The following is a 17,339-nucleotide window of genomic DNA, read 5'->3' as shown; positions in this document are numbered from 1 at the left end:
ACGGTCTGGACTCTTACCGCTGGAGTCCCGAAGCGGTTATGGTTGATTGATTCGTGAAACGGCGCGGTCGATGCGATCGGCGCCGCGCGGAACTTTCGTGCGGTTTGGGGCAAATATGTCGGGCGTGATCGTGTTGATGCGTCAGACGCTGCTGTCGTGCACGTCACTCGCGCGCAAAGGCCTGATGGGTCTCGCTGCGACTGCGCTTGCGCCGGCCACACCGGTCCTCGCGGGCGATGGCGTGCCGGGAGATGCGATCTCTACTCTGTTCGAGCTGAGCCGTGCTGACGTCGCCGAGATCACGGCGATGCTGGCGCTGCTCGGCTTCTCGGTCGTCGCAGCGATCGCGCTGGTGCGCACGCGTCTTGCCGCCGCGCGGAAGGAAGCCCGGCTGCGCGCCGATGTCGCCGAGCTGCAATTGCAGGCCGACCGCTACCGCGCGCTCTTGTTCGCCGAGCCGCAGATCCTGATCGCCTGGCCCGCGGGCGGCCATCGCCCGCAGATCTCCGGCGACACCGCAATGCTGGTGCCGGCCGATCAGCCGCACCGCATTCTCGCCTTCGGAACCTGGCTTCCGCCCGAACCGGCCCTGCAGATCGATCGCGCGGTGGATGCGTTGCGCGAGGCCGGCGAAGGTTTCCTGCTGCATCTGACGACGTCACATGGCCAAGCGATCGAGGCGATGGGCCGCGCCATCGGCGGCCAGGCCATCGTGCGCATCCGCGAATTGTCCGGCCTGCGCCGCGAGCTCGCCGAGACGCAGCTTCGGCTGAAGGCGCTCGGCGAGGAGACGGAATCGCTGCGCGCGCTCGCTTCCGCACTGCCCTGGCCGATCTGGGCGCGGCAGGCCAACGGCACGCTCAGTTATGTCAATGCGGCCTACGCGCGTGCGGCGGATGCGCGCGACGTGCCCGACGCGATCAGCCGCAATCTGGAGCTCCTCGATTCCGCCGATCGCACCGATCTGCAGCGCGCGCTTGGCGCCGGCGGCCATTTCGAAGGCCGGCTGCCGATCGTCATGGGCGGCGAGCGCCGCATGCACGACGTGCGCGCCTTCACGCTCGGCGCCGGCAGCGCCGGCGTCGCCATCGATGCCAGCGAGGCCGCGGCGCTCACCGAGGCGCTGGTGCGGATGCACGAGGCGCACCGCCGCACGCTCGACCAGCTGTCGTCGGGCGTCGCCGTGTTCGACGGCCAGCGCCGCCTGACCTTCTACAACGACTCCTATCGCCGGCTCTGGGATCTCGAGACGAGCTTCCTCGACAGCCAGCCGGACGATTCCTCGGTGCTCGACCGCCTGCGCGCCGCGCGCAAGCTGCCCGAGCAGGCCGACTTCCGCGCCTGGAAGGCCAAGCTGCACGAGGCCTATCGCGCGGTCGAGGCCGCCAAGGACACCTGGTTCCTGCCGGACGGCCGCGCCATGTCGGTCATCACCACGCCCAACCCCGAGGGCGGCGTGACCTATCTGTTCGACGACGTCACCGAAAGCTTTGCGCTCGCCCGCCGCTTCGACGGCCTGATCCGCGTCCAGCGCGAGACCCTCGACAGCCTCGCCGAGGGCGTCGCGGTGTTCGGCTCGAACGGCCGGGTCGAGCTGTTCAATCCGGCCTTCGCCAAGATGTGGCGGCTGTCGCCGGATCGCCTGCGCGAGCATCCGCATATCGACACCGTCGAATCCTGGTGCCTGCAGCTCTACGATGACGCCGTTGCCTGGCGCACGATCCGCGAGGCCATCACCTCGATCGAGAACCGGCTCGACGTCGCGCTGAAGCTCGAACGCAAGGACGGCAGCGTGCTCGACTGCATGAGCCGTCCGCTCCCGGACGGCGCGACCATGCTGACCTTCCAGGACATCACCGACACCGAGAATGTCGAGCGGGCCCTGCGCGAGAGCAACGAGGCGCTCGAAGCCGCAGGCCAGATGAAGATCGACTTCGTCCACCACGTGTCCTACGAGCTGCGCGCCCCGCTCACGACGATCATCGGCTTCGCGCATTTCCTGTCCGACCCGTCGACCGGACCGCTGACGCCTAAGCAGGCCGAATATCTCGACTACGTCACCAAATCGACCAACGCGCTGCTGGCGCTGACCAACAACATTCTCGACCTCGCCACCATCGACGCTGGCGCGATGAAGCTGGAGCTCGGCCCGGTCGACGCCGCCAAGGCGATCGAGGCCGCCGCCGAGGGCGTGCAGGACCGGCTCGCCACCGATCGCATCCGGCTCGAGGTCAAGGTCGCCGCCGACGTCGGCAGCTTCGTCGGCGACGAGCGCCGCGTCGTCCAGGTGCTGTACAATCTGCTCGCCAACGCCGTCGGCTTCTCGCCGCAGGATTCCACCGTGATCGTGTCGGCCCGCCGCACCGATCACAGCGTCGCCTTCTCGGTCACCGATTCCGGCCCGGGGATCCCGGCTGATATCAAGGACCAGATGTTCGACTGGTTCGTCAGCCGCTCGCAGGGCTCGCGCCACCGCGGCGCCGGGCTCGGCCTGTCGCTGGTGCGCTCCTTTGTCGAGCTGCATGGCGGCAAGGTGCGAATGGATTCGGTGGTCGGCAAGGGCACCACGGTCACCTGTGACTTCCCGACCGACCACATCGCGCAACGCAACGCCGCGGAATGACGGACCAACAGACATTCACCACGCCGTTGGCGGACGAGACGGCAACCGCCGCACTGATGGCCGACTTCGCTTTGTTGATCGGCCCGGGCGTGCTGATCACGCTCACCGGCGATCTCGGCGCCGGCAAGACGGCCGCCGCGCGGGCGATGATCCGCTATCTCGCCGACGATGCCGACCTCGAGGTGCCGAGCCCGACCTTCACCTTGGCGCAGAGCTACGACCTGCCGAGCTTCCCTCTGGTGCATGCCGACCTCTATCGCATCAGTGATCCTTCCGAGCTGGAGGAGATCGGGCTCTCGCCATTGCCCGAAGCGACGGTCGTCCTGATCGAATGGCCCGAGCGCGCCGGCGATGCGCTGCCGCGGGACCGGATCGACATCGCGCTGCGCCACGACCCGTCCCTGGGTGACAGCGCGCGCAGCGTCGAAATCACCGGCACCGGCAAGGTGGCGCCGATCGTCGCGCGGCTGAAAGCCTTGCGCGGCTTCCTCGCCGAAGCGGGGCACGCCAAGTCGCGCCGCGAGCGCATGGCCGGCGATGCCTCGACCCGCTCCTATGCAAGGCTCTACAAGGGCGAGCGCGTCTTCATCCTGATGAACTCCCCGAAGCGCCCCGATGGCCCGGCGATCTACAACGGCAAGCCGTATAGCGGCGCCGTGCATCTGGCCGAGGATGTCCGCCCCTTCGTCGCGATCGCCGGCGCGCTGCGCGGCCGTGGCATCTCCGCGCCGAAGATCAACGACGCCGATCTCGACCACGGCTTCCTCATCACCGAGGATCTCGGACGCGAGGGCGTGATCGAGGGCGACCCGCCGCGCCCGATCGCCGAGCGCTATGAGGCTGCGACCGATCTGCTTGCGGCGCTGCATGCGCAGGACGTGCCCTCGGTGCTGCCGCTGGCGCCGCAGGTCACCTACAAGGTCCCGGCCTTCGACGTCGACGCCATGCTGATCGAGATCAGCCTGATGCTCGAATGGTACCTGCCGGATCGCGGGGTGGAGCCGTCGCAGGTGCTGCGCGCCGAATTCCTGGAGATGTGGCGCGACCTGCTCGAAGCGCCGCTTGCCGGCAACAAGACCTGGGTGATCCGCGACTATCACTCGCCGAACCTGCTCTGGCTGCCCGCGCGCGAAGGCATCGCGAGGGTCGGCGTGATCGACTTCCAGGACGCGGTGATGGGCCCGCCCGCCTACGACGTGGTGTCGCTGGCGCAGGACGCCCGCATTGATGTGCCCGTCGACATCGAGCAGGCGCTGCTCGCCCGCTACATCGCCGGGCGGCAAGCCGCGTCGGCCGACTTCGACGCCGACGCCTTCGGCGCCGACTACGCCATCCTGTCCGCCCAGCGCAACACCCGCTTGCTCGGCACCTTCGCCCGCCTCAATCGCCGCGACGGCAAGCCGCACTACCTCAAGCACCAGCCCCGCATCTGGGACTATCTGCACCGGTCACTGGCGCACACCGCGCTGGAGCCGCTGCGCGACTGGTACGCGGCCAACGTGCCGCCCCCGGCCGGCGTCGCTTGAGGCACCCTCTCACGGCGCCGGCGGTGCGCTCCCCTCCCCCTTGCGGGGAGGGGTCGGGGGTGGGGGTCTCCGGGCGATGCTCTGAGTGAGAACGCAGAATCTCTGCTATCAATAGCAGTGAGAGCCGGCTGATAGCCGTCCGCTGACCCGCCTCGTAACCCAACAACGTTCCGGATTCGCGGACCCCCACCCCCGACCCCTCCCCGCAAGGGGGAGGGGAGCGGACCGGCGCTGCGGCAATAGCCGGGCCGGAAGACACACTCCGTAGCTTTACCGGTTCTTAGCCATCCCCCTTTACCTTGCCTCGGCGGCGCCGGTTGCGCCGCGCGGGAATGGAGGGTGCGATGGCAGAGCGGATGAAGGGCGAGCGCGTCGTCTTCGAGCGCGGCATCCCGGCTTTCATGATGGGCATCGACGGCACCTGGCGGCGCAACTGCACCATCGAGGACGTCTCCGAGACCGGCGCCAAGCTGACGGTCGAGGGCTCCGTCGAGGGCCTGCACCTCAAGGAATTCTTCCTGCTGCTGTCGTCGACCGGCCTCGCCTACCGGCGCTGCGAGCTCGCCTGGGTCAATGGCGACCAGATCGGCGTCACCTTCCTGAAGCAGGGCAAGAAGAAGACCAACAAGCGCGCCGCCGCCGAGGCCTGACGGCGGGCAAAACACCTCTGCGGCATCTTGCATCACGACGGCAGCGGGACGCCGTCGCATATTCGTCATGGCGTCAGGCTATCGCAACCGGCCGAGACGATAGATGTTTTGGCGTGGTATGATTCGCGCATACCACCTTTGATCGAGATTGCCTGAGATGCCCGTCAAGCCGCACAAAGCCATGGTCCTCGCCGCCGGTCTCGGATTGCGCATGCGCCCGCTGACGGAGACGATGCCCAAGCCGCTGGTGCGCGTCGCCGGACGGCCGCTGCTCGACCATGTCCTGGACCGCCTGGCTGAAGCCGGCGTCACCGAAGCCGTCGTCAACGTCCATTACCTCGCCGACCAGATCATCGAACACACCGCGACGCGCAGCTCGCCGCGCGTGATCATCTCCGACGAGCGGGACCAGGTGCTCGGCACCGGCGGCGGCGTCGTCAAGGCACTGCCGCTGCTCGGCCACGCGCCGTTCTTCCACGTCAATTCCGACACGATGTGGATCGAGGGCGTGCGCCAGAACCTCTCGCGTCTCGCCGACGCCTTCGATCCGGAGCGCATGGACATCATGCTGCTGATGGCGCCGACGGCGACCTCGATCGGCTATTCCGGCCAGGGCGACTACGCGATGCTCGCCGACGGCACGCTGCGGAAGCGCCGGGAACATCAGGTCGTCCCCTTCGTCTATGCGGGCGCCGCGATCATCTCGCCGGCGATCTTCGACGGCGCGCCGAAGGGCGAGTTCTCGCTGACAAAGATGTTCGACAAGGCCAACGAGCAGGACCGCCTGTTCGGCCTGCGCCTCGAAGGCGTGTGGATGCATGTGGGCACGCCAGCCGCGGTGAAGGAAGCCGAAGAGGCGCTGCTGGAGAGCGCGGCGTAATCTCCGTCCCGACGCACAGCGCGACCCGATGCGGCAACGCTTACGTTTGTCTCCGTCATTGCGAGCGCAGCGAAGCAATCCAGGGCTCCAGGCGTGGCTCTGGATTGCTTCGCTGCGCTCGCAATGACGGTGGGTGAGTAGCTCGTTCCACAAATCCACCGTCATCGCCCGCGAAAGCGGGCGATCCAGTACGCCGCGGCCTATCGATCGAAACCCGACCGTCACGGAGTACTGGATCGCCCGGTTGAACCGGGCGATGACAGTGGAAAACGGAGCTGTAGTTGGGACTTTCCCCGCACGGGTGCCTCACCCGCGGGAAGGTCACGCACCTATCAACACCCATCCACACCCTGGGTATGACCTTCCGTCCCCCGCTCCCTATATAGACGCCGAGAGTCCACCCGCGAATCGCAGGCCATGCGCGTCTTCACTGTTCCCATTTCGGCGCCGTTCCTGCGCAGCGTGATCGCCGCGCTGGTGGACGGCCGGCTGGTCGACGGGTTTGAGGCGCGCAGCGATCCGGCGCGGCTGGCGACGGCCACGCTGTATCTGCCGACGCGGCGCTCGCTCCGTGTTGCCCGCGAAATGTTCCTCGACGAGCTGAAGACCGATGCCGCGGTGCTGCCGCGGCTGGTCGCACTCGGCGATATCGACGAGGACGAGCTGGCGTTTGCTGAGGATCGCGACGCATTCCTCGGCCCCGCGCCGCTGGAGATCCCGGAGCGGCTCGACGATCTGCAGCGTCGACTGACGCTGGCGCGGCTGGTGGCGGCTTGGGCCAAGACGCCAGTCTCGGCGCCACTGGTGATCGGCGGCCCCGCCTCGACGCTTGCACTCGCCGGCGACCTCGCGCGTCTGATCGACGACATGGTGACGCGCGGCGTGTCCTGGGATGCGCTCGACGAATTGGTGCCGGATCAGCTCGACAAATACTGGCAGTATTCGCTGGAGTTCCTGCGCATCGCGCGCACGGCGTGGCCGGCCTATCTGCAGGAGATCGAGCGCATCGAGCCGGCGGCTCGGCGCGATCTGCTAATCGCGGCTGAAGCGGCACGGCTGTCGGCGCATCCCGATGGACCCGTGATCGCGGCGGGCTCCACCGGCTCGATGCCGGCGACCGCAAAATTCCTGCTCGCGGTTGCCAAGCTGCCGCACGGCGCCGTGGTACTGCCCGGGCTCGACACTGATCTCGACGAAGCGGCATGGGCTTCGATCGGCGGCGCCAAGGACCGTGCCGGGCGCGTGATCACCCCACCCGCGGTGAATCATCCGCAATACGCGATGCACTTGCTGCTCAAGCGCTTCGGCCTGGAGCGGCGCGATGTCGTCCGCCTCGCGCCTCCGGGCCGCGGCGGCCGCGAGGTGCTGATCTCCGAGACGATGCGGCCGTCGGAGGCCACCGCCGTGTGGCACGAACGGCTGCGCCAGTTCGACATCGCCGCCAACATCGCCGAGGCGATGGACAATCTGTCCGTGGTCGCCGCGCCCAATCCGGAGATGGAAGCGCTGGCGATTGCGATCGCGATGCGCGAGGCACGCCATCTCGGCAAGTCCGCCGCGCTGGTGACGCCGGACCGCGCGCTGGCGCGCCGCGTCATGGCGGCGCTGACACGCTGGCACCTGACCTTCGATGACTCCGGCGGTGACGCACTGCTGGAAACGCCCGCCGGCATCTTCGCGCGGCTCGCCGCGGAAGCCGCCGCGCGCGGCCTGGAGCCACCGACCTTGCTGGCGCTGCTCAAGCATCCGCTGTGCCGGCTCGGCCGCGCGGCAAATGGCTGGAAGCAGGCGATCGAGACGCTGGAGCTCGCGCTGCTCCGCGGGACGCGGCCGCAAGCCGGTACCAGCGGACTCGCGCGCGATTTCGCCCGCTTCCGTGACGAGCATACAAAACTGCATCAGGGCGAAGCGTCGTCGCTGCACCGTGCCGAGCCGCGCGCACGGCTCAAGCCGGATCAGCTCGACCAGGCCGGCGCACTGATCGCGCAGCTGCAAACGGCACTCGCACCGTTGGAAAATCTCGCCTCGCCGCGCCCGCAGGATTTCGCCGAACTCGCCGCGCGACATCGCGAGGTGCTGATCGCGCTGTCGACCGACGACGTCGGCCTCACCACCGCCTTCACTGATCGCGACGGCGCGGCGCTGGCACGCTGCTTCGACGATCTGCTCGCCTCCGGCGAACGCTGCGGCCTGATGGCGCCGTTGTCGGACTATCCGGACCTCTTCCACACCGCCTTCTCCGACCGCGCGGTACGCCGTCCCGAGCGCCACGGCGCGCAGCTGCAGATCTACGGTCCGCTCGAGGCCCGGCTGATGCAGGCCGACCGGATGATCATCGGCGGCCTCGTCGAGGGCATCTGGCCGCCGGCGCCGCGCATCGATCCCTGGCTCAGCCGCCCGATGCGGCATCAGCTCGGCCTCGATCTGCCCGAGCGCCGCATCGGTCTCTCCGCGCACGATTTCGCGCAGCTGCTCGGCGCGCCCGAAGTGATCCTGACGCATGCGGCAAAATCCGGCGGCGCGCCGGCGGTGGCCTCGCGCTTCCTGCATCGCCTCGAAGCCGTCGCCGGCGCCGAGCGCTGGAAAGCGGCGGAGGCGCGCGGCGAGACCTATGTCCGCTATGCCGAGGTGCTGGACCAGCCGCGCGAGGTGAAGCCGGTCGAGCAGCCGGCCCCGAAGCCGCCGCTGGAGGCCCGCCCGCTGCGGATGTCGGTGACCGCGATCGAGGACTGGCTGCGCGATCCCTACACGATCTTCGCGCGCTACATCCTGCGACTCGATCCGCTCGATCCCGTCGACATGCCGCTGTCGGCGGCCGATCGCGGCTCTGCGATCCACGAAGCCATCGGCGAATTCACGCAAACATATTCGGAGGCGCTGCCGCTGCATCCCGCGCACGCTTTGCGCGTGATCGGCGAGAAGCATTTTGCGCCATTGATGGAGCGGCCCGAAGCGCGCGCGCTGTGGTGGCCGCGCTTCCAGCGCATCGCCGGCTGGTTCGCGGCCTGGGAGACCGCGCGCCGCGAGCAGATCGGCGCGATCACCGCGGAGATCCGCGGCGAGATCGGCATTCCCCTCGGCAAAGATCGCATCTTCATGCTGTCGGCGCGCGCCGACCGCATCGAGCAGCGCGCCGAGGGCACCTACGCCATCCTCGACTACAAGACGGGACAGCCGCCGACGGCGAAGCAGGTGCGCATGGGCCTGTCGCCGCAGCTGACGCTGGAGGCCGCGATCCTGCGCGAGGGCGGCTTCGACGGCATTCCCGCCGGCAGCCTGATCAGTCAGTTGGTCTATGTGAGATTGTCCGGCAACAATCCGCCCGGCGAGGAGCGTATCCTTGAACTCAAGATCAACAAGAGCGACACGCCGCAGCATCCGGACCAGGCCGCGCAGGAGGCCCGCACCAAGCTGGAGGAGCTGATCCGCAGCTTCGAGGATCCCAATCAGGGCTACACCTCGCTGAACCTGTCGATGTGGGCGAACCGCTACGGCAGCTATGACGACCTCGCGCGCATCAAGGAATGGTCGGCGGCCGGCGGCCTGGGAGTGGAGGAATGGTAAAGGCGCCCCGCCCCATTCCGCAGGCCGTACGTGACGCGCAGACGCGCGCATCGAACCCGGCCGCCTCGGCCTTCGTGTCGGCCAATGCCGGCTCGGGCAAAACGCATGTGCTGGTGCAGCGCGTGATCCGGCTGCTGCTCGACGGCGTGCCGCCGGAAAAGATCCTCTGCATCACCTTTACCAAGGCCGCCGCCGCCAACATGGCCGAGCGCGTGTTCTCGACCCTCGGCCATTGGGTGACGCTCGACGACGACGCGCTCGACAGCGCGATCAAGTCCACCGGCATTGTTGCATCCGACAAGAAGCTCCGTGCAGCAGCGCGAAAGCTGTTTGCTAGCGCGCTGGAGACGCCGGGCGGGCTGAAAGTTCAGACCATCCACGCGCTGTGCACGCGGCTGCTGCAGCAGTTTCCGTTCGAGGCCAACGTGCCGGCGCGGTTCTCGGTGCTCGACGACCGCGACCAGACCGAGATGATGGAGCGCGCCAATCTCAAGGTGCTGCTGGATGCCTCCAGGGCGCCGGACAGCGCGGTCGGGCGTGCATTGCAGGTGGCGATGGCCAATGCCGCCGACTCCACGTTCAAGGAGGTCGTACGCGAGGCCTGCCTCAGCCGCGATCATTTCATGGCCTGGACTGACGGTGCCGGCCGTGTCGAGGTCGCCGCGCAGCATCTCGGCGAGGTCCTCGGCATCGGCGCTGATGAGACGCTGGAGGCGATCGAGCACGACATTCTCGAAGGCCCCAATCTGCCGCGCGCGGATTGGACCGAGATTGCCGCGCGTCTCGACGGCGGGGCCAAGACCGATCAGAAGCAGGCCGATCAACTGCGTGCGGCGCTGGCGTTCTCGGGCAGCGATCAGGTCGACGAATATCTTCGCGTGTTCCTCACCGACGACAAGGAACCGCGCAAATCGGTGCTGACCAAGAAGTTCGCCGAGAGCAATCCCGGCCTTGCCGGGCTGTTAGAGTCGGAAGCGCGCCGGCTCGATCGCCTGATCGAGAAGCGCCGCGCCGCCGTCGTGCGTGACCGCACCGAGGCGCTGCTGCAGATCGCGACCGCCGCCGCGGCGAACTATCGCCGCGAGAAGGAAGAGCGCGGTCTGCTCGACTATGACGACCTGATCGACAAGACGCTGGTCATGCTGAATCGCGTCTCCGCCGGCTGGGTGCACTACAAGCTCGACCGCGGCGTCGATCACGTGCTGATCGACGAGGCGCAGGACACCAGCCCGCGACAGTGGGATATCGTCGCCCACATCATCGAGGAGTTCACCTCAGGCGCCGGCGCGCGCGATGGGCTGACGCGCACGATCTTCGCCGTCGGCGACGAGAAGCAGTCGATCTTCTCGTTCCAGGGCGCCGACCCGCATGAATTCGATGCGCGACGGCGGCAGTTGCAGAAGCGATTCACCGACGCAGGGCTGCTGTTCGATCCGGTGTCCTTCACCTATTCGTTCCGCTCCGGGCCGACCGTGCTGCACGCGGTCGACCACGTGTTCCGGGAGCGCGAGGTCTACAGCAGCATCCATTCGCCCGATATCGGCTACCCCATCCACAATGCGCTCACCGATGCCGGGCCGAGCCTGGTCGAGCTGTGGTCGTTGTGCGAGCGCGACGACCGCAAGGAGATCGAGGGCTGGCGCGCGCCATTCGACGGCGTCTCGGTGACCAGTCCCGAGGTGAAGCTGTCGCGGCGCATCCAGGCCGAGATCAAGCGGCTGATCCGCGCAGGCACGATGACCGGCCATGACGGCGCGCGGCGGCGGCTGAGCTATGGCGACATGCTGATCCTGGTGCGCCGGCGCGGTACCGCGTTCGATGCCGTGATCCAGGCGCTCAAGCACGCCGGCATTCCCGTCGCCGGCGCCGACCGTCTGAAGCTGACCGAGCACATCGCGATCATCGATTTGATGAACCTCGCCGACGCGCTGCTGCTGCCGCAGGATGACCTCGCATTGGCAACGGCGCTGAAGAGCCCGCTGTTCGGCCTCGATGATGACGATCTGTTCAAGCTGGCCTGGAAGCGTCGCGGCAGCTTGCGCGAGGCGCTGAGCGCGCATGCGACTGACGATCCGCGGCTGCAGGCCGTCGTCCGACGCTTGCAGCAATGCGAGCGCCGCGCCTCCGAGGACACACCGTTCGCCTTCTACGCCTGGCTGCTCGGCGGCGATGGCGGCCGGCGGCGCATCCTGGCGCGGCTCGGCCACGAGGCCAACGATGCGCTCGACGAATTCCTCGAACTGGCGCTATCCTATGAGCGCAAGGCGCCAGCGTCTCTCCAGGGCTTCGTCGCGTGGCTGCGCGCCGCCGACACCGAGGTGAAGCGCGACATGGAGATCTCGCGCGACGAAGTGCGCGTGATGACCGTGCACGGCGCCAAGGGCCTCGAAGCCTCCGTGGTGTTCCTGGTCGACACGACGTCGTCGCCGGCGGATTCGCAGCGGCTGCGGCTGATTCACGTCCCGCATGGCGAGCGGGAGATCGTGGTCTGGGCCGGGCGCAAGGCGGACGATCCGCAAGCTGTGGTGGCGGCCCGCGCGGCGATGCTCAAGGAGACCGAGGACGAGTATCGCCGGCTGCTCTATGTCGCGATGACCCGCGCCGCGGACCGCCTCGTCATCGGCGGCTGCATGCCGGGTAACATGAACAACGTCCGCGGTGGCAGCTGGTACGACCTGATGGCGCGAGGCCTCGATGCCGCGGGCTTGCAGGTCGAGGTGATCGAGACCGAGGACGGACCGGTCAAGCGCTACGCGCGGGCCGAGGACATCGCTGAGACCGCCAAGGATGAAGCGCGGCAGATCGTGGAGGCTGCCGTCGAACTGCCGTCCTGGCTGCGCACGGCGGCGATCGAGGCACCTGGCGAGGTTGCCGTGCTCCGGCCATCCGACCCGTCCGCCGACGAGCGGCCGGTGCGATCAGGCGAATCGCTGGCCGCGCGCAGTCTCGCGATGCAGCGCGGCACGCTGGTGCACCGGCTGCTGCAATCGCTGCCCGACGTGACGCCGGAGCGGCGGCGCGACGCCGCGTTGCGCTATCTGCTTCGCAATGCCCCGGACTGGCTAGAGGACGACCGTGCCGCACTCACCGCGCGCGTGCTGACGGTGATCGAGGACCCGCGTTTTGCCGCCGTGTTCGCGCCCGGCAGCCGCGCCGAGGTGTCGATCGTCGGCCGGCTTGCGCAGGCGGGGCATCCCGCGGCGCTGGTCTCCGGCCAGATCGACCGTCTGGTGGTCACCGAGACCGAAGTGCTGATCGTCGACTTCAAAACCAACCAGCAGCCGCCCTCGGAGCTGGCTGAGGTGCCCGAGGCCTATCTCCGCCAGCTCGCGCTGTACCGGGCCGTGCTCGGCCAGTTGTACCCCGGACGGGCCGTCCGGGCGGCCCTGCTCTGGACCGAAGCCCCTGAATTCATGGAGCTTCCCCCCTCCGCGCTGGACGCCATGCTGCCATCCCCGCACGACTGAGTGAGCGTGCTTGACCCGGCAACAGGCCATTCATACTTTGACACCCACGCTGAGGCGGCGCATCCGCGCTGCTCCCTCCAACCGAACGAGGTAAATTCCATGGCCGCCGTAGCCAAGGTTTCCGACGCCGATTTCGAAAGCGAAGTGCTCAAGGCCGACGGTCCGGTCGTGGTCGATTTCTGGGCCGAGTGGTGCGGTCCGTGCCGCATGATCGCTCCGGCCCTCGACGAGATCGCGAGCGCGATGGGCGACAAGGTCAAGATCGTGAAGCTGAACGTCGACGAGAGCCCGAAGACGGCCTCGAAGTACGGCGTGATGTCGATCCCGACCCTGATGGTGTTCAAGGGCGGCGAGATGGCCTCCCGCCAGGTCGGCGCCGCGCCGAAGGCCAAGCTGCAGCAGTGGATCTCGTCGTCGATGTGACGATTCGGAACCAGGATTTTTCTCGAACGGCCGGCGGATTCGCCGGCCGTTTGCGTTGAGGGGTATGTTTTCGCGTTTTCGGATGCCGCCATGCCCGCCCGTGCTCATCGCTCGCCCTCCCGCAAATCAGGCCTTCTGGCCATGGAGGCCCGCTCGGTGGATGCGATCCCGCGCGGCGAGGAGTGGCAGTACGAGCCGAAATGGGATGGCTTCCGCTGCCTGCTGTCGCGCGACGGCGCTCACGTGACGATGCAGTCCAAGGCCGGCGAGGATCTCGCGCGCTACTTCCCGGAGATCGTTGCCGCCGCGCGCGAGCTGAAGGCGCCCCGTTTCACGCTCGATGGCGAACTGGTCGTGCCGCAATCCGAGTCGTTCTCGTTCGACGCGCTGCTGCAGCGGATCCATCCGGCCGCAAGCCGGGTGAAGAAGCTGTCGGCCGAGACGCCGGCGCTCTTCCTCGCCTTCGACCTGCTGGCGACGGCAAAGGAGAAAGAGCTGATCGCGCAGACGCTGCACGAACGGCGCCCCGCGCTGGAGGCGTTCGCGAAGGCGAATTTTGCCGGGCATCCGACCTTCCGGCTCTCGCCCGCGACCACACGCTTCGCGACGGCGCAGGATTGGCTGGCGCAGTCCGGCGGCGGCTCTGACGGCGTGATCGCCAAGCGGATCGACCTCCCCTACCAAGCCGGCAACCGCGACGGCATGCAGAAGATCAAGCTCTATCGCTCCGCGGACTGCGTCATCGGCGGCTTCCGCTACGCGACCAACAAGGGCGCGAATGGCCGCAAGCTGGTCGGCTCGTTGTTACTTGGCCTCTACGATGATAACGGCCTGCTGCATCACGTCGGCTTCACCTCGGCGCTGAAGGCAGCGGAGAAGCCTGCGCTGACCGACAAGCTCGAACCGCTGATTGCGCCGCCCGGCTTCACCGGCAATGCGCCGGGCGGGCCGAGCCGCTGGTCGACGGAGCGCTCGGCGGAATGGTGTCCACTGAAGCCGAAGCTGGTGATCGAGGTGTGCTACGACCACTTCTCCGGCGAGCGTTTCCGCCACGGCACCTCGATCCTGCGCTGGCGCCCGGACAAATCGCCGAAGCAATGCACCTTCGATCAGCTCGCGCAGAAGGTCGCGGACCCCATGAAGCTGCTCGCCTGATCAGCGGATCCAGCCGGTCGCGAGCGCCGAGGCAAATTCGTTGTCGCCATTGGCGCGCGCCAGCTCGGCCATTGCGCTGTTATCATAGGGCACGTGGCGGAAGCTCACGCTCCAACCGGCCGGCGTCAGCTCCAGGATCGCGTAGCGCGCGTCGGGGCTGCCGGCCTGCACGACATGCGGATGCGGCACGTTGTAGGAATAGCCGGGGCTGCCGACGCTGCCGGGGTTCACGATCAGCCGACCATCACGCAGCCGCACGGCACGCGCGGTGTGCGTGTGCCCGCACAGGATCAGCGACTGCGAAATGCCAGCAGCCAGTCGCTCAATCTCGTCAAGCGGCGCGCAGGTGATCGCGCCATCCGTAGCCACGCTCTCGAGCCAGTAGACGTTGTCGTCCTCAGGCGTCGCATGACAGAGGAAAACCTTGTCGCGATACACAGCCGTGGCCGGGATCGTGCGCAGCCAATCCAGATGCCCAGCGTCGAGCTGCGGATAGGCCGGGCGCTCCCAGACGCCCATCTTCTCGAATGGCCGATCGATCAGCCAGCGATCATGATTGCCGCGCACATGCACCGCATCGAGCGCCATCAGCCTGTCCAGCGACTTTCGCGCATCGAGCGGGCCGCTCGCCATGTCGCCGAGATCGACGATCTCGGTCACGCCTTGCGAACGGATATCGGCGAGCACGGCTTCGAGTGCGAGATGATTGCCGTGGACGTCGGCGATCGCGGCAAAACGCATATGGTGTTGTCCTCAGGTCGGCGGCGTGCCGTTGAGGTCGAGCACGTGGCCTGCGAGATAAAGTGACCCCGTGATCAGAATACGCGGCGGCACCTCATAGGCAAGCCGCGCAATGCCGGCGAGCGCGGAAGCAACACCGTCGGCGATCTCGACGCGCATGCCGAGCGTGCGCGCGGCAGCAGCGAGATCGGCCGGGGCCATGGCCTTGCTCTCGTTCGGAATGGGAACGACGATGATGTGCCGCGTCAGCCCGGCGAAATTGGCGAGGAAGCCGGCGGCATCCTTGTTGCCCATCATGCCGACGATGACGACGAGCTGCCGCGAGACGCGCTCTTCGAGATCGCCGATGGCCGCGGCGACGACGCGGCCGCCTTCGGCATTGTGGCCGCCGTCGAGCCAGATCTCCGCGCCCTGTGGCGCGATCGCGGTGAGCGCGCCGTTCGACAGCCGCTGCATGCGCGCCGGCCACTCGGCATTGACGATGCCGTCTTCGAATGCCTTCGTTGTGAGCTTGAACTGATCGAGCGCGCGCAGGGTCGCGATCGCAAGCCCCGCATTGTCGAACTGATGCCGGCCGAACAGTTTTGGTGCCGGCAGGTCCAGGAGACCACGATCGTCCTGATAGACGAGACGATTGCGCTCGACGCTGACGTGCCAGCTCTCGCCCGCGGCGAACAGCGGCGCGCGCTGGCGCCTGGCCTCGCGCTCGATCACCGCCATCGCGTCGGGCTCCTGCGCGGCCGAGATCACCGGGCAGCCACGCTTGATGATGGCGGCCTTCTCGGCCGCGATCAGCGCGCGGGTATCGCCGAGGAATTCCATGTGGTCCATGCTGATCGGCGTCAGCACGGAGGCCGCGACCTGCTCGACGACGTTGGTCGAATCGAGCCGGCCGCCGAGACCGACTTCGAGCAGCACGATATCGGCCGGATATTTCGCGAACAGCACGAAGGCCGCAACGGTCTTCACTTCAAAGAACGTGATGGGCGCGCCGGCATTGACCCGTTCGCATTCGAGTAGCGCTGATATCAGCTCGTCATCATCGACGAGGACGCCGCCGCCGACGTGACCGAGACGATAGCTCTCGTTGATGCGCACCAGCCAGGGCGAGGTGAACACGTGGACGCGCAGCCCCGCCGCTTCGAGCATCGCGCGCAAATAAGCAACCGTCGAGCCCTTGCCGTTGGTGCCGGCGACGTGGATCACCGGCGGCAGCTTGCGCTCGGGATGATCGAGCTGCGCGAGCAGCCGATGCATGCGCTCCAGCCCGAGCGAGATCTTGCTCGGATGCAGCGCGGAGAGCCGCGTGATCAGCTCGTCGAGCGAAGGCTTGGCGGCAGAAGCGTTCACGCGCTCGTTGCGACCACCGGCGCTTCCGCCGCCTCGGCGGGCTTGGCCGGCGGCGGTAGCTGCGGCGCGGGCTTTGCGTGTTCGACGGCCGGCGCCTTGGTCAGCAGGCGGCACAGCCGCGCCAGGGTCGGGCGCAGATCATGACGATGTACGACCATGTCGACCATGCCGTGGTCGAGCAGGTATTCAGCGCGCTGGAAACCCTCGGGAAGCTTCTCGCGGATGGTTTGCTCGATGACGCGCGCACCGGCAAACCCGATCAGCGCGCCGGGCTCGGCGATGTGGACGTCGCCCAGCATCGCGTAGGACGCGGTGACGCCACCGGTGGTCGGATTGGTCTGCACGACGATGTAGGGCAGCTTGGCCTCGCGCAGCATCTGCACGGCCACTGTTGTGCGCGGCATCTGCATCAGTGACAGGATGCCCTCCTGCATGCGCGCGCCGCCGGAGGCCGCGAACACGATGAAGGGCGACTTCTTCTCGACCGCGAGCTCGAGCCCGCGCACGATGGCTTCGCCGGCGGCCATGCCGAGCGAGCCGCCCATGAAGTCGAAATCCTGCACAGCGATGACGACGCCCATGCCTTCGAGCTTGCCGAAACCGACCTTGACGGCGTCGTTCATGCCGGTCCGTGCCCGCGCATCCTTGATGCGGTCGGCATAGCGACGCTCGTCACGGAATTTCAGCGGATCGGGCGTGACCTCGGGCAGCGCGACGTCGAACCAGGTCTCGTTGTCGAACATCGACTTCAGCCGGGCCGAGGCGCCCATGCGCATGTGATAGTTGGAGCCGGGGATGACGAACTGGTTGGCCTCGACGTCCTTGTAGAACACAAGCTGTCCGGAATCCGGGCACTTGATCCAGAGGTTCTCCGGCGTCTCGCGGCGCAGGATGTTGCGGATCTTCGGCCGGACCACGTTGGTAAGCCAGTTCATGAAAAGCTCCGTTTGGCGGTCGCCC

The 17,339-nt window shown here is 67.6% G+C and carries 11 protein-coding genes; 8 read left to right on the top strand and 3 right to left on the bottom strand.

What is annotated here, in order from left to right; translation table 11 throughout:
* The first annotated feature begins 115 nt into the window (after positions 1 to 115).
* From ACQR0Z_RS01070 to ACQR0Z_RS01035, 8 genes are all read left to right on the top strand, one after another.
* Positions 116 to 2,623: a PAS-domain containing protein gene (locus ACQR0Z_RS01070; protein ID WP_434917400.1), complete on the top strand. Its 2,508-nt coding sequence runs from the start codon at positions 116 to 118 to the stop codon at positions 2,621 to 2,623.
* Positions 2,620 to 4,149 (top strand): tRNA (adenosine(37)-N6)-threonylcarbamoyltransferase complex ATPase subunit type 1 TsaE, encoded by a 1,530-nt coding sequence (gene tsaE, locus ACQR0Z_RS01065; RefSeq protein ID WP_434917399.1) that lies wholly within the window; start codon positions 2,620 to 2,622, stop codon positions 4,147 to 4,149. The genes ACQR0Z_RS01070 and tsaE overlap by 4 nt, the downstream gene beginning before the upstream one ends.
* 344 nt (positions 4,150 to 4,493) lie before the next feature.
* Complete coding sequence (locus tag ACQR0Z_RS01060) at positions 4,494 to 4,799, top strand: PilZ domain-containing protein (protein WP_315716899.1); 306 nt, start codon at positions 4,494 to 4,496, stop codon at positions 4,797 to 4,799.
* A 157-nt stretch (positions 4,800 to 4,956) separates the two neighbouring features.
* Complete coding sequence (locus ACQR0Z_RS01055) at positions 4,957 to 5,679, top strand: nucleotidyltransferase family protein (RefSeq protein WP_434876306.1); 723 nt, start codon at positions 4,957 to 4,959, stop codon at positions 5,677 to 5,679.
* 417 nt (positions 5,680 to 6,096) lie between these two features.
* Complete coding sequence (gene addB, locus ACQR0Z_RS01050; protein WP_434917398.1) at positions 6,097 to 9,243, top strand: double-strand break repair protein AddB; 3,147 nt, start codon at positions 6,097 to 6,099, stop codon at positions 9,241 to 9,243.
* Positions 9,237 to 12,710 (top strand): double-strand break repair helicase AddA, encoded by a 3,474-nt coding sequence (gene addA / locus ACQR0Z_RS01045; RefSeq protein ID WP_434917397.1) that lies wholly within the window; start codon positions 9,237 to 9,239, stop codon positions 12,708 to 12,710. Before addB ends, addA begins: the two co-directional genes overlap by 7 nt.
* A gap of 99 nt (positions 12,711 to 12,809) precedes the next feature.
* Positions 12,810 to 13,133: a thioredoxin gene (trxA, locus tag ACQR0Z_RS01040; protein ID WP_006611141.1), complete on the top strand. Its 324-nt coding sequence runs from the start codon at positions 12,810 to 12,812 to the stop codon at positions 13,131 to 13,133.
* Between the two features lie 141 nt (positions 13,134 to 13,274).
* Positions 13,275 to 14,288, top strand: a complete 1,014-nt coding sequence (locus ACQR0Z_RS01035) for an ATP-dependent DNA ligase (RefSeq protein ID WP_434917995.1) — start codon at positions 13,275 to 13,277, stop codon at positions 14,286 to 14,288.
* On the opposite strand, the gene ACQR0Z_RS01030 is transcribed toward ACQR0Z_RS01035, so the two are convergent.
* From ACQR0Z_RS01030 to accD, 3 genes are read right to left on the bottom strand one after another with little or no spacing between them, the layout of a single operon-like run.
* On the bottom strand, positions 14,289 to 15,029 hold the full coding sequence (locus tag ACQR0Z_RS01030; protein WP_434917396.1) for a metallophosphoesterase family protein: 741 nt from the start codon (positions 15,027 to 15,029) through the stop codon (positions 14,289 to 14,291).
* Positions 15,030 to 15,041: 12 nt separating this feature from the next.
* Positions 15,042 to 16,379, bottom strand: coding sequence for a bifunctional folylpolyglutamate synthase/dihydrofolate synthase (locus ACQR0Z_RS01025; protein ID WP_434917395.1), 1,338 nt, complete (start codon positions 16,377 to 16,379; stop codon positions 15,042 to 15,044).
* Positions 16,376 to 17,314 carry an acetyl-CoA carboxylase, carboxyltransferase subunit beta gene (gene accD, locus ACQR0Z_RS01020; RefSeq protein ID WP_434917394.1) on the bottom strand — a complete coding sequence of 313 codons (939 nt, stop codon included), beginning with the start codon at positions 17,312 to 17,314 and terminating at the stop codon, positions 16,376 to 16,378. Before accD ends, ACQR0Z_RS01025 begins: the two co-directional genes overlap by 4 nt.
* Positions 17,315 to 17,339: the final 25 nt, after the last annotated feature.

This window comes from Bradyrhizobium sp. HKCCYLS3077 (assembly GCF_051167555.1).
Classification (GTDB): domain Bacteria; phylum Pseudomonadota; class Alphaproteobacteria; order Rhizobiales; family Xanthobacteraceae; genus Bradyrhizobium.
The sequence above is the reverse complement of the archived record's forward strand: the minus strand, read 5'-3'. Positions and strand labels throughout refer to the sequence as shown.